The sequence below is a fragment of the Paenibacillus sp. J22P218 genome, from assembly GCF_056269195.1.
Map to the genome: position 1 here is coordinate 486,540 of NZ_JBWDNL010000004.1, position 13,050 is coordinate 499,589.

Consider the following 13,050-nt stretch of genomic DNA (forward strand, 5'->3'; position numbering starts at 1 on the left):
GCGTATATGTGCTTGAAGTATAAACGAATCAGATGTAAATTACAAAAACAGCATTCAAGGATACAAAGAGCCCATGGCTTCGATTTTCCCCCTCATCCACTGAATCGCTTCCTTCGGCCCTAGCACGGTAACATCCTCTCTCAGCTTCCAGATTAAATCCATATAGAATGGCAAGTCCTTAGAAGCAATCGGAACGTCGGCCGACCCGCTTCCATCATCCCTGCGTTGCAAGTAAGGAGCAAACCGGGCGTTCGATTCGAGATGCCATAAGCCTTCGCTCGTAAGTGATAGCCGGAGCACGATCCCCTCCGACGGATCGGTTACGGGCTTATCCAGCAAGCTTAGCTGATCGACGTCTTCCCGGCATCGAATAGACGCGTTAAGCACAGCGGTTCGTATTCGGTCTACCCGGAATTGCCTGATCTCCTCGCGCTTGAAGCAATAGGCGGGACAGTACCAGTAGCCTGAGCTGGCGTACAGACCGATAGGCTGAATGTCGCGCGTGGTCACGCCGTTTCCGGAGCTATATTCGACCGTCACAATGCTCGGTATCATAATCGCCTGCATAATCGTGTTCAGTACCTCCGTGGACATCGGACGGTACGGACTCCAAATCATGACCTTATTCTTGAGACGATCGATCCGCTCCCTGGCATCGGCCGGCAAATAGTGATAGAACTTATGCAAAGCGGTTGTGGCACCGTCACCGAAAGGCACCGTGCTTAAATAATCGAGCGACTGGCAGGCGAAGAATATAGCGACGGCCTCGCTTTCGGTGAAGCTGATCGGCGGCAGCAGCCTTTCCTGCAGCAGCCTATATCCGCCGCCTCTTCCCTGAACCGAATACACGGGAACGCCAAGACTGCTTAATTCATCCAAATCGCGGGCAATCGTCCGCTTTGATAAGCCGAACTCATCAGCAAGCTCCTGCACGGTGAATGATTTTCTTGCGTTGATCATCATTATGAGTTGGATTAATCGCTGTGACTTCTGCAGAGTAAGCCCACCTCTAATTCGTATTTATTTTTATCTTATCCATATAATAAGACATTATTTGTCTTGTTTATAGATTAAGGTTGATTTAGATATCGATTGGGACGATACGAGGAGGAGAAAAAAATGATGGATATTCATCGGTTTAAGCAAGACAAGATGGCTCTCGTATTTATACATGGCGCCGGGCTGGATAGCCGAATCTGGAAACAAGTAGCGGACGGCATGAATTATCCTTGCCTCCTGGTTGATTATCCGCATCGCGGGGACACCGGCGGACCGCTGAAGGATCTGCATTTGAAAGATTACGTCGCCCATATACGAAGACAAGTGGATGAACAGAACTATCAGAGGATTGTGATTGTCGCACATTCTTTAGGCGGCGTTCTCGGCCTCCGGCTTGCTGCCGAAATGCCCGAGCAAGTTAAGGGCTTCGTAGCGATCGGAGCGGCCATACCGAAAAATAGCGGATCATTCGTATCTATAATGCCTTTTGCCAAGAGACTATTGTTATCGGTGATCATGCGGCTCGCAGGGACGAGACCGCCGGAATCGGCTATCCGATCCGGTATATGCAATGACTTGTCGCCCGAGAGTGCGAACGAAATTGTACGCAGGTTTACACCTGAATCGGTATATGTGTATACGGATCGAGCCGAGGCGCCTGTTCCGAGCGTGCCGAAGCTATTCATCAAGCTTACACGGGATAAGGAGCTTGCTCTTCCCCTGCAGCAGCAAATGATCGCCAATCTGTCTCCTGAGCAGGTGCATAGCCTTGAAACGGGCCACCTCCCCATGCTCAGCGACCCGAATGGCGTGAGACATGCCATAGAAATTTTTTTGCAGACCGTGGAATGACCTTCTGCAGCCAAATTCAGAGTATAATAGATCAGAATAGGGTTGTTGCAAGGTGGAAACCTGTAGATATAGGTATTCAAATATAAGGTAGAAGAGGTCAGCAATGAGCGAGAAACAGTTTACGGATTACGGACTAAGTGAGGAAATAATGAGGGCGCTGAACGGCCTCGGCTACGAGAAGCCTACGGAGGTGCAGTCGGAGGTTATCCCCGTTGCGCTGGAGAAAAAGGACCTGGTGGTCAAATCGCAGACCGGCAGCGGCAAGACAGCGGCATACGGCATTCCGCTCTGCGAGCTCGTCGATTGGAACGAGAATAAGCCGCAGGCTTTAATTCTGACGCCAACTAGGGAGCTCGCCGTGCAGGTTAACGAGGACTTGACCAATATCGGCCGATTCAAGCGGATTAAATCAACGCCTCTGTACGGGAAACATCCGTTCCATATGCAGAAGGCGGAGCTCAGACAACGAACGCATATGGTTGTCGGCACGCCGGGGCGCGTGCTGGATCATATCGAACGCGGCTCGTTGTCGCTTGATCGCATCGCCTATCTCGTCATAGATGAAGCCGATGAAATGCTCAATATGGGATTCATCGAGCAAGTTCAGTCGATTATCGGGGCATTGCCTAGGGAGAGAGTCACGATGCTGTTCTCCGCTACCTTCCCAGAGGATGTAGCCAAGCTGTCGCGCAAATATATGAGCGATCCTGCCCAAATCGAGATCAAAGCAAGCGGCCTCACGACAGCGACCATCGAGCACGCCCTTATTCAGGTGATGGAAGCGGACAAGCTGGCTGTGCTTCAAAACCTGCTTATCGTCGAGAACCCTGACAGCTGCATCGTTTTTTGCCGCACGCAGGAGCATGTCGATCAATTATTCCGCGAAATGGCCGAACTCGATTATCCTTGCGACCGCATTCACGGAGGAATGGAGCAAGAAGAACGGTTCGAGGTCATGAATGCGTTCAGAAGAGGGCAATTCCGTTATTTGATTGCGACGGATGTAGCTGCAAGAGGGATCGATATTACGAACATTACGCATGTCATTAACTATGATATTCCGTTGGAAAAAGAAAGCTATGTCCACCGCACAGGCCGTACCGGACGAGCCGGCAAGACGGGCAAAGCGATTACGTTCGTCACGCCTAGAGATTACAATCGATTAGCAGAAATCGAGGCTTATATCGGTTTCGAAATTTCGAAAGTGAAAGCCCCGTCCGAAGAAGCGGTGGAGCGACGCAGAGAAGAATTCGAGCAGAAGATCAATATCGGACCGGAGCTCAAGAAGGATAAGCGCGAGCAGCTGAGCAAGCAGATCATGAAGCTTAACTTCAACGGCGGCAAAAAGAAAAAGCTTCGCGCCGTCGACTTTGTCGGAACGATCGCTAAGCTTGACGGTGTGTCTGCGGACGATATCGGGATCATTACGATTCTCGATCATGTATCCGATGTGGAAATTCTCAACGGCAAAGGCCCACTCGTGCTTGAGCTGATGAAGGATACAACCGTTAAGGGCAAGCTACTTAAAGTCCGCAGAGGCAAGAAATAAGAATCTCATATTCATGTGAGCGGGAGGGAGATAGTGGAGCTGATCGCAACTTTGCGGTTGTCTTCGCTGTCGCTCACTACATACTCGTGTTTTGCCTTAGTAATAGGGTGGAGTACACAGCTTATGGTTGAGACATACGACGACGGGAACGGCGCGGGCGGCGTTGGAGGCACAATAAGCTGGGGAATCCAGCTTATTCGCACAAACTTTGGTTACCTGTGCAGCAATAAGAAGGGAAACGCAGCTTATGGTTGGGGAAAACAACGACAGGAACGGCGCGGGCGGCGTTGGAGGCACAATAAGCTGAGGAATCCAGCTTATTCGCACAAACTTTGGTTACCTGTACAGCATTAAGATGGGAAACGCAGCTTATTGTCGGGGAAAGAGACGATAGGAACGGCGCGGGCGGCGTTAGAGGCACAATGGGAAATCCAGCTTATTCTAACAAACTTTACCTTTACAGCAATAATACGGGAAACGCGGCTTATGATTGAGGCATACGACGACGGAAACGGCGCGGGCGGCGTTAGAGGCACAATAAACTGGGAAATTCAGCCTATTCGCACAAACTTTGGTTAGCTGTGCAGCATTAAGATGGGAAACGCAGCTTATGGTTAATCAGCCGTAGAGAAAAAGCCCTTCACCTCGCCATCAAGGCTGGTAAAGGGCTTTTCGTAATTCCTAATTACTGCACCGCAGCGTCCTGCGGAGGCTCTCCTCCTTGCGGCATCGTGCCATCCTGCGGCATTTCGCCGTCCGGAGGCATCCGATCTCCGCCTCCTTCGCCGCGTTGTCCACCGCCGCCGAAGCCGCCGCCGCCTCTTCCGCCAGGGCCTCCCATTCCGATTTGCGCTTCGGTAACGCCTGATTCATTCACCCAAGTTACAATCGTGGCATTCTCGAAGGATACGACTTTCGTTCCCCCTTCGTATGTGCCGCCTTCGTACAGGCCGTTCGTTTCGGTGCCTGTCGATGTGCCGCCCGAATAGATCGTGTACGAGCTGTTTTGCTTCAAATCAGAGGAACTGACGAATATTGCTTGATACGATTTGGAAGGTGCGAATGTCATGATCGCGTTGCCGTCGCTATCTTCCAAATGAACCAGTGTGCCAGCTTGCTGAGCAGCTGTAAACGTCATTAGGATGCCTGGCTGCGTCGAAGTATCAGCCGTCGCCTGCACCATGCCCGAGCTGCCGGCAGAGATGAGGTAACCCCCCGTCATGACGAAGGAACCGTCGTAATCCAAAGATCCGTTGCCGTTATTGGTTGGGCCGTTCACGATAACCGTACCCCCGCTCATCTGAACCGAGCCGTTCGAATCGAGTCCGTCTCCAGCAGCATCAACGCTCAGGTAGCCGCCGCTAATGACCAGCATGTTCGAAGATGAAGCTCCCGATCCTGGAGCACCTCCAGCAGCCCCTCCTCCCTCGGCTGTCGTCCCTGCATCTCCGCCTGCTACGTTAATGCCGTCATCGGTCGAGACTACGCTTGTCTCGCCGCCCGAGATTGCAATCGTCGGTGCTTCGATGCCTTCGTTACTTTGAGTAATATCAACCTTGCCGCCCGCAATCGCGATTGCGGTCTCGGAGTGAATGCCGTCATCGCCGGCATCGATACTAAACGAGCCGCCTTCGATAACGATATAACCTTTGGTCGTATCGGTATCGTACGTCGTCTTAACCGCATCGCCCTCGGACTTAATCGTGATCGAGCCGTCTTTCACAGCAACGAGGTCACGGCCCATGATTCCGTCATCGGCAGCCGTAATGTCAATCGTACCGCCCGTAATTTTCAACTTATCCTTGCTCGTGATGCCGTTATTGAAGTTTCCTTGTACCGCGAGCTTACCCGTGCCGTTAATCGTCAGATCATCATGGCTGAACAGCGCCGCATTCGGCTCGTCAGTCGTTGCATCCGGATATACATAAGTCTCGCCATCGGACAGCGTATTCTCCGTACCCTCCTGAAGCGAAATGATCGTCTTGCCCGCCTCTTCAACATAAATGGCCGAACTGCTGCTATTGTGAATGTCGACTCCGTTCAAGACGAGACGAACGACGCCTTTATCCTTCACATTGACGACAAGCTGTCCTTCTTCAAGCTTGCCGCTAACCACGTAAGTGCCCGCAGCTGTTATCGTAATTTTGCCGCCGTCGACCGTTGCTCCCTCACCGCTAATCGTCGCGCCTGTCCCGGTCAGCGCAATGGCTACCGAATCGCTCGCCGTCCAATCCGTATAAGCGTCATCCTCCTCATACTCAACCTGCTCCGTCAGATCGACACCGGCCAGCTCAGCTGCTGCAGTATCGCCGGAGTCCGTCGTTGCGGTCACCGCTGTCCCCTCGGTTCCGTCATTAGCTGCGTTGCCTGTATTGTTGCTGCATGAAGCGAGCAGCGCCGCACATAATAAGAGTGTTCCCAGTTTTATTTTCCATGGATGTTTCATCGTTCATCTTCCTCTCTTTGTTTCGGGTTAGTAATCCGACACCGTCGGAGCCATCGTCAACGTCACGTCTAAGTTGCCGTTTCTGCTTCTGACAGCGTCAAGAAATTCCTTCTGATTCATCAGGTGATCAATCGTCACCGCGTATACAAGCTCATATAGGCTGCCTAGCTCCGTTGTTCTCACTTTGCGAAGCTCATAAGGAATGTCGAACATATGGAACAGCTCCTCGAACGCTTCCTCGTACCCTAGATCCTCTGGGATCGTAACCTTAAGCAGCTTCTGCGTCGATTTCTTGGAGCCGAATTTGATGGCCTTAAGGACAAACATTAGAACGCACATAACGACCGTGAACAGTACTGCGTAAGCGAATGATCCGACACCGCAGGCGAGACCGGCAGCCATCGTGAATAACACGAACGCAATATCCTTCGGATCGCCAGGCGCGCTTCGGAACCGAATAATGGAGAACGCTCCGGCCAAGCTGAAAGCGCGGGCTACGTTGCTGCCGATCAGAAGAATAATGATAGCGACGATTATAGGGAGAACGATCAGCGTCAAAGCAAAATTTTGCGTATAGCCCGTTTGCGTTTTCATATAGGTAACGCTGATCATCGTGCCTAAAACGATGGAAATAAAAATCGTAAGCAAAGCGTCTGTTAACGTTAATTCCGTTGCCGTCGAAGCGGCGAATAGGGATTCGATCATATTAAAATACTCTCCTTTGTTCTTTGTCCAATACCGTAGCGTACCGTTTTCTTATATTCATTGCCGTACTTGGAGAAGCTTGTTCGATACATGCCAAGCTCGGATAGCAATTGGGACAGCCAGAGCGGAATCGTCTTCTCCGCCTTTACCTCCATGAGCCATTGCCCCTCTTCCATCAGCTGTTCGCCATAATCTCCCGCTTCCAGCCTCACATCGTAACGTCTTGACCGTATATTCGTGTCGAACGTGATGCGAAGATCGCGGCTGTTTTTGCAAAATAGGGCGAGTCGGTCATAAGCTAAGTACACTTTGGGCTGTAGATCATAACGCCGCAAAAAGTACTCGATTTCCATTATCACCTGCTTGTTCATATACGGCTGAAGCTCAGGCACAGCGCCCGTTCCGGCGAATGCATATGCCTCGTTCAGCTTCAGCGAAGTCCTTCGCTTGTTCACCAAGCCGAATACCTTTTTCTTCAGCTCCAGATATACCTTTGCGTTAGTCTCCGGTACGCCGTATGCTCTGATTCTCAGCTTCTCCTTGTACTTCGGCTTCGACAAGCTGTTGCGGATGAGCGTATCGTGCTCGGTATCGTAATAAATGTTGCTGATTGAATAAAATCTTTCGTTTTTGTTGTGTTCATCAGGTTCCATATATTCGAGCAAACGGTTATAAATCATATGAAAAGCTTCGTTATCCATTAGGTACTTGCTCTCGTAACGGTTGAACACCTCAATCGCCATCGGCCCGCACGCTCCTCTCTTTCTTGTGGCGAATGCATCGCATCGCCGCTTCCATGACTGTATCTTAGAAAACGAACCTTTAATGAATCTTAAACATTTCTTAACAATCGACCTGTGGTACGATTAAGGTTAATTAAAGGTTCGCTTCCTATAGTAAAGACATAACGCTGCTGGTCAGCTTTCATAGAGGTTAAGGGGGAAACAACAATGCGTTTATTAATAGTAGAAGATGAAGTTCATCTGGCGGAGGCGCTGTCCCAAATATTGAAGAAAAACAATTACTCCGTCGATGTCGTGCATGACGGCGAATCGGGACTCGACAACGCGCTAAGCGGAATATACGATCTGCTGCTGCTCGACATTATGCTTCCGGAAATGGACGGCATTACGATATTGAAGACGATTCGGGAAAAGGGGCTGGCGACGCCCGTGATCCTGCTGACCGCCAAGGGAGAAACGTCCGATAAGATCGCCGGACTTGATTACGGGGCCGACGATTATGTTGCCAAGCCGTTCTCAACGGAAGAGCTTCTCGCAAGAATCAGGGCGGCCCTAAGGAGAAAGGGCGAGGTCGTGCCGGATGATGCGATTAAGTTCGGCGATATCGAATTAAATACGGCGACCTTGAAGGTATCCTGCAAGAACAAAGAGCTTAAGCTGATTCTGAAAGAAAGCGAGCTGTTGGAATTGCTGGTCTCGAGGAAAAGCGCAATTACCTCCAAAGAGCAGATTATCGAGAAGCTTTGGGGCTTCGACTCGGAGGTTGAACATAATAACGTGGAGGTATACGTCTCGTTTTTAAGGAAGAAGCTGGGCTTCCTGCAATCGACGGTGAAGATCAATACGATCCGTGGCGTAGGCTACGTGCTCGAGGTGACTTCCTAATGTTCAATCGACTGCGCAAACGATTCCTCGTCGTGAATATGGCCATTATTACGATTATCATGCTCATCGCCTTTGCTTCGATCTACACCATCACGTACCGGAACGTGCACAATGATATTACGATGGATCTTAATCGGGTATCCGATTTCTTCAAGCCGGCAGACGGCATGATGGGCGGCGAGCCGCACGCTGACGGCGACGGCGGGCCTCCTCATGGAGGCAAAGACAAAGATATGATGTGGCAGCCTGATCGCACCGTCTCCTTCTCGCTTCAGACAGACGAAGAGTGGAATATGACTGCAACGGATTCGCGTTTCGATATGGATGAAGCTTTCTATACGGATGCGATTAACAAAGTCAAAGCTTCCAGCTCGGATCGAGGCCAATTCAGCTTGGAAGGCAACGAGTGGGCTTTCTCGGTGCAGAATACATTGAGTGGCTATAACATCGTATTTCTAGATGTTACGGCTCAGCAGACGATCTTGACGAATCTGATTTATACGTTCCTTGCGGTCGCGCTGGTGATGCTTATCGTCATTTACTTCACAAGCCGTTATTTCGCCAATCGTTCCATCGCCCCGGTTAAGGAGGCGTTCGACAAGCAGAAGCGATTCATCGCCGACGCTTCCCATGAATTGAAGACGCCGCTTGCGGTTATTAACACGAATGCGGATGTCCTGCTCGCCAATCGGGACGACACGATACGCGACCAAGCGAAGTGGCTGCACCATATTAAGTCGGAGACGGAACGTATGAAGACGTTGACCAATGATCTTCTCTATTTGACGGAAATCGACGATACAAGGGAGAAAATGCTTTACGCGCCGTTCAACTTGAGCGAAGCTGTCGAGAGCGTAATTCTAACGATGGAAGCCGTCATTTTCGAAAAAAATATAGAGCTCAGCTATGAGATCGAACCGGAGCTCGTTATGAGCGGCAACGGCGAGCAGATTAAGCAGGTCGTTATGATATTGCTCGATAATGCGATCAAGTATGCCGGCAGCCAAGGCTTGATTATACTGGCGCTCAAGAAGCGCGCCACCGATATTCAGCTGGCGGTGACGAATACCGGCGAAGGGATCGCGCCCGAGCATCTGGATCGTATCTTCGACCGTTTCTACCGCGTTGATCGTTCGAGATCCCGCAAGCAAGGCGGCTACGGCCTTGGGCTAGCTATCGCGAAGTCGATCGTGGAGCAGCACAAGGGCAAAATCTACGCGAAGAGCGTACTGGGCAAGACGACAACGTTCTACGTGCAGCTTGTATAGTTGAAATATAGTAAAGACCAGCAAATGATCGCTCATTTGCTGGTCTTTTTTTTAAATGTAAGAAGTATAAAATTCGGGTTTATACTGTGCTTATATTTCATCCGCGAAACGATTGCTAGAACCTCCAAAGGACGGCGATAGCCGTTTACGCTTGACTACTGGAACTGTTTCTTATATTCGCTAGGCGGTATACCAACCGTGCTTCGGAATATCCTGCTGAAGTACAGCGGATTGTCGTACCCGACAATAGATGCTACTTCCCGCACATGAAGAGAAGACTCCGACAGCAGCTTCTTCGCTTCATTCATGCGGATATCGGTCACATATTTAAGCGGCGTCGAACCCGTTACAGCTTTGAACTTATGGATGAACCGGAAGGGACTAAGGCTGATCTGCCTCGCTAGATCGGCAATGACAAGCTGCTGGCTGTACCTCTCGTGCATAACGCCAATAATCATCGTAATATCCGCATGTTGTCTCCCCTTGTGATGCTCCTCCGCGTGTTGGAGCTTCCTTCCGAGCAGCGCAAGCAGCTCCAGAAGGTAGGCCGCTGTCACATGGCCGCTCAGCGGCTTATTCGTATTCAGCTCGTAGATGATTTTGTTATACAAAGCGACGATCTCATCCATCATGCCTATTTCATGAACGGGCCCGCCGAGCAGCCCGAACTGCTCCAAATAATCGTGAACGGCATGCCCGCTGAAATGAATCCAATAGACCTCCGTCGTGTCTTCGGCATAATAACAATAATTTTGCGGCTCGCCCGGCGCATAGAAGACCATATGTCCGCCGCCCACCTCTATCTCCTCTTCGCCGAAGCGAAACACGGCCTTCCCCCTGACGATGTAGATGAGCTGATAATCCACTCTGCCTTGATCGCGATTGCGCTCCAGGTTTTTCGTCATCAGCTTCTGGTAGCCGCAGCAGTTCACGGTTAGAAAACAATCCGCATTCGCCACTCCGAACTCATGCCACTCTCTCATCGCATTACCCGATATACTGATCATGCTTCGTCCTCCGACAACAATTTTGTCCATGTTTATAGCAATATACGATATTCTCCAATGCTCATTATAACCTTATAATGAAAGCGCAGCCATCACAATGAACTGTTTATGATGAGCAATTTTGTGAATGTCCCTAATAGAAGAGTTCCTACAGCTTAGGAAGCGAAAAGGAGACTGACGATGAGCAAAGGAAGACGCATTGAACGGATGAATCTAGATTGGATGTTCCACAGAGGCGACGAGCCTGGCGCATGGTACAAAGGCTTCGACGACGCAAGCTGGCGGAATGTGACCTTGCCTCATGACTGGTCCGTCGAAGAACCATTTTCCGAGGAGCATTCCAGCGGAACCGGCTACCTGCCCGGCGGTATCGGATGGTATCGAAAAAGGTTCGATTTGCCGCAAGATCTGCAAGGCAAGCGCGTATATATCACCTTCGAGGGTATCTATAACAACGCCCAGGTATGGTGCAACAGCTATTATTTGGGGAAGAGGCCTTACGGTTACAGCACGTTTACGTATGACATTACGGACTGTGTGTCCTTTGGAGATATCAACAATGTCCTTTCGGTGAAGGCGGATCATAAGGACATCGCCGATTCCAGATGGTTCACCGGCTCGGGCATCTACAGGGACGTCTATCTAACGGTTACGGATCAGATTCACATCGATCAATACGGCGTATTCGCAACGACGCCGGACGTATCGACGGAGCAAGCGACCGTAGCCGTTCAAGTTCGACTCTCTAATGAGACCCTCCAGGACGAGACGATACAAGTGACGAATGTGCTAGTGGGCGGTGACGGCGAAATCATCGGGCAAGCGACCGATGCATGGACCGTACTTGCCGAATCGGGAACGGAAGGCCACGCGACTATTGTTGTCGCTAATCCGAAGCTATGGTCGCCGGATAGCCCATCCCTGTATACGTTGCGTACGGAGCTTAGCAAGGACGGCGTGCTGATTGACGAGGTACAGACCGCTGTCGGTATTCGCTCGATCCGGTTCGATGCTAACAAAGGCTTCTTCCTGAATGGCGTCAATATGAAAATGAAAGGCGTATGCGTGCACCATGACGCAGGCGGCCTCGGAGCTGCAGTGCCCGCGAAAGTATGGGTTCGCAGACTTACGGCCCTTAAAGAGATGGGCTGCAATGCGATTCGCATGAGCCATAACCCGCCGGCGCCGAATTTGCTTGATTTATGCGACTCCATGGGTTTCCTCGTCATCGACGAAGCGTTCGACGAATGGGAAGGCGTTAAGAACAAGTGGTCAACCGGCCACAATGTATATCCGCCTAAGCATTTTGGCTATTACGAGGACTTTCCGCAGTGGGGCGAAGCGGACTTGAAGGAGATGGTGCTGAGGGACCGCAACCATCCTTCCATCATGATGTGGAGTATCGGCAATGAAGTCGACTATCCGAATGATCCGTATTGCCATCCGTACTTCGAGACGATGACCGGCAACAACGATGCCAACAAACCGGCAGCGGAGAGACAATACGATCCGAATAAACCGAACGCCGAGAGGCTTGCAACGATTGCGAGACGCCTCGCGAAGTACGTCAAAGAATGCGACACGACAAGACCTGTGACGGCAGCGCTTGCGTTTCCTGAGCTGTCCAATCTGACCGGCTATGCGGATGCCCTCGATGTAGTAGGCTACAATTACAAAGAGCAGTTCTACGAGGAAGATCATCGGAAATATCCGGACAGAGTAACCCTCGGCAGCGAGAACAGCTCCAGCCTGGAAGCATGGCTAGCCGTCAGGGACAATGACTATATAAGCGCCCAATTCATATGGACCGGCATCGATTATTTGGGAGAAGCGAAGGGCTGGCCCGTTAGAGTCGCGCAAGCCGGATTCATGGATCTAGCCGGGTTTAAAAAATCGAATTATTACTATCGTCAAAGTCTATGGAGCGACAACCCAATGGTCCACCTTACATCAATGAAAGTGGACAATTCCGAGCATGGAGCCCGCGGAAGGTGGGCAGGCGGCGTTCCCCATTGGAACTGGGCGGAAGGCGATCAGCTCAAGATCGCCTGCCATACGAACTGCGAAGAAGTCGAGCTCTTCCTAAACGGCCGTTCGCTCGGCACGAAACATCTTATCGATGCTCCGAAGCTCTACTTGACGTGGGAAGTCGCCTATGAAGAGGGGATCTTAGAAGCCGTTGCCAAAGGCGCTGACGGAAATCCGTATACGTGCATGCTTCGTACCGTCTCGAAGCCGGAGCAGATCGCGATGCATGCGGATATGTCGACTCTGAAGGCAGACGGCGAAGATATTGCCCATGTCGAAATTCAGGTGACCGACAACGAAGGTCGTTTTGTATATGGATCAGATGATTTGATCGAGCTGTCCGTCGATGGGCCGGGAGAAATCATCGGCATCGAGAACGGGGATAGTCAGGACCTCACGCCGTATAGCTCCAAATCCAGAAAAGCGTTCAACGGCAAGCTGCTTGCCTACATTCGAACGCAACAGGCGCCGGGACGAATCGTTGTGAAGGCGACGTCTCGCGGACTGCAGCCTGCGCAAGTGGAGATTACGACCATTTAAAAAGCAAAAAGCACGTTCGACGCTTAAG

The 13,050-nt window shown here is 51.0% G+C and carries 10 protein-coding genes; 5 read left to right on the forward strand and 5 right to left on the reverse strand.

Annotated elements, in window-relative coordinates; all coding sequences use genetic code 11:
• Positions 1–54 precede the first annotated feature (54 nt).
• The gene (locus AC0YN0_RS20285; RefSeq protein WP_475823040.1) at positions 55–1,020 is read right to left on the reverse strand and encodes a helix-turn-helix transcriptional regulator; all 966 of its coding nucleotides are present in this window, start codon (positions 1,018–1,020) and stop codon (positions 55–57) included.
• Positions 1,021–1,119: 99 nt separating this feature from the next.
• On the opposite strand from AC0YN0_RS20285, the gene AC0YN0_RS20290 reads away from it, so the two are divergent.
• Entirely contained in the window at positions 1,120–1,851 is a 732-nt protein-coding gene (locus AC0YN0_RS20290) for an alpha/beta fold hydrolase (protein WP_475822871.1), read from the forward strand.
• 103 nt (positions 1,852–1,954) lie between these two features.
• Entirely contained in the window at positions 1,955–3,400 is a 1,446-nt protein-coding gene (locus AC0YN0_RS20295) for a DEAD/DEAH box helicase (RefSeq protein WP_475822872.1), read from the forward strand.
• A 685-nt stretch (positions 3,401–4,085) separates the two neighbouring features.
• On the opposite strand, the gene AC0YN0_RS20300 is transcribed toward AC0YN0_RS20295, so the two are convergent.
• The 3 genes from AC0YN0_RS20300 to AC0YN0_RS20310 are packed head-to-tail and all read right to left on the reverse strand — an operon-like array spanning position 4,086 to position 7,294.
• Positions 4,086–5,846 carry a carbohydrate-binding domain-containing protein gene (locus AC0YN0_RS20300; RefSeq protein ID WP_475822873.1) on the reverse strand — a complete coding sequence of 587 codons (1,761 nt, stop codon included), beginning with the start codon at positions 5,844–5,846 and terminating at the stop codon, positions 4,086–4,088.
• Positions 5,847–5,873: 27 nt separating this feature from the next.
• Positions 5,874–6,551: a DUF4956 domain-containing protein gene (locus tag AC0YN0_RS20305; RefSeq protein WP_475822874.1), complete on the reverse strand. Its 678-nt coding sequence runs from the start codon at positions 6,549–6,551 to the stop codon at positions 5,874–5,876.
• Positions 6,548–7,294 (reverse strand): VTC domain-containing protein, encoded by a 747-nt coding sequence (locus AC0YN0_RS20310; protein WP_475822875.1) that lies wholly within the window; start codon positions 7,292–7,294, stop codon positions 6,548–6,550. The genes AC0YN0_RS20305 and AC0YN0_RS20310 overlap by 4 nt, the downstream gene beginning before the upstream one ends.
• A gap of 207 nt (positions 7,295–7,501) precedes the next feature.
• Between AC0YN0_RS20310 and AC0YN0_RS20315 the strand changes: the two genes are divergently transcribed.
• Together AC0YN0_RS20315 and AC0YN0_RS20320 are read left to right on the forward strand one after the other, a co-directional pair.
• On the forward strand, positions 7,502–8,179 hold the full coding sequence (locus AC0YN0_RS20315) for a response regulator transcription factor (RefSeq protein WP_442048616.1): 678 nt from the start codon (positions 7,502–7,504) through the stop codon (positions 8,177–8,179).
• Positions 8,179–9,447, forward strand: coding sequence for a sensor histidine kinase (locus AC0YN0_RS20320; protein WP_475822876.1), 1,269 nt, complete (start codon positions 8,179–8,181; stop codon positions 9,445–9,447). Before AC0YN0_RS20315 ends, AC0YN0_RS20320 begins: the two co-directional genes overlap by 1 nt.
• Before the next feature lie 155 nt (positions 9,448–9,602).
• On the opposite strand, the gene AC0YN0_RS20325 is transcribed toward AC0YN0_RS20320, so the two are convergent.
• Positions 9,603–10,454, reverse strand: a complete 852-nt coding sequence (locus tag AC0YN0_RS20325) for a helix-turn-helix domain-containing protein (protein WP_475822877.1) — start codon at positions 10,452–10,454, stop codon at positions 9,603–9,605.
• A 180-nt stretch (positions 10,455–10,634) separates the two neighbouring features.
• Here AC0YN0_RS20325 and AC0YN0_RS20330 point away from each other — a divergent pair, with 180 nt between their 5' ends.
• Positions 10,635–13,022 (forward strand): glycoside hydrolase family 2 TIM barrel-domain containing protein, encoded by a 2,388-nt coding sequence (locus AC0YN0_RS20330; protein ID WP_475822878.1) that lies wholly within the window; start codon positions 10,635–10,637, stop codon positions 13,020–13,022.
• Positions 13,023–13,050 lie beyond the last annotated feature (28 nt).

Excerpts from the sequence above, each read along its gene's own strand:
- AC0YN0_RS20315 (WP_442048616.1), top strand. The coding sequence starts at position 7,502 with ATGCGTTTATTAATAGTAGAAGATGAAGTTCATCTGGCGGAGGCGCTG.
- AC0YN0_RS20295 (WP_475822872.1), top strand. The coding sequence starts at position 1,955 with ATGAGCGAGAAACAGTTTACGGATTACGGACTAAGTGAGGAAATAATG.
- AC0YN0_RS20305 (WP_475822874.1), bottom strand. The coding sequence starts at position 6,551 with ATGATCGAATCCCTATTCGCCGCTTCGACGGCAACGGAATTAACGTTA.
- AC0YN0_RS20290 (WP_475822871.1), top strand. The coding sequence starts at position 1,120 with ATGATGGATATTCATCGGTTTAAGCAAGACAAGATGGCTCTCGTATTT.
- AC0YN0_RS20325 (WP_475822877.1), bottom strand. The coding sequence starts at position 10,454 with ATGATCAGTATATCGGGTAATGCGATGAGAGAGTGGCATGAGTTCGGA.
- AC0YN0_RS20330 (WP_475822878.1), top strand. The coding sequence starts at position 10,635 with ATGAGCAAAGGAAGACGCATTGAACGGATGAATCTAGATTGGATGTTC.
- AC0YN0_RS20310 (WP_475822875.1), bottom strand. The coding sequence starts at position 7,294 with ATGGCGATTGAGGTGTTCAACCGTTACGAGAGCAAGTACCTAATGGAT.
- AC0YN0_RS20300 (WP_475822873.1), bottom strand. The coding sequence starts at position 5,846 with ATGAAACATCCATGGAAAATAAAACTGGGAACACTCTTATTATGTGCG.
- AC0YN0_RS20320 (WP_475822876.1), top strand. The coding sequence starts at position 8,179 with ATGTTCAATCGACTGCGCAAACGATTCCTCGTCGTGAATATGGCCATT.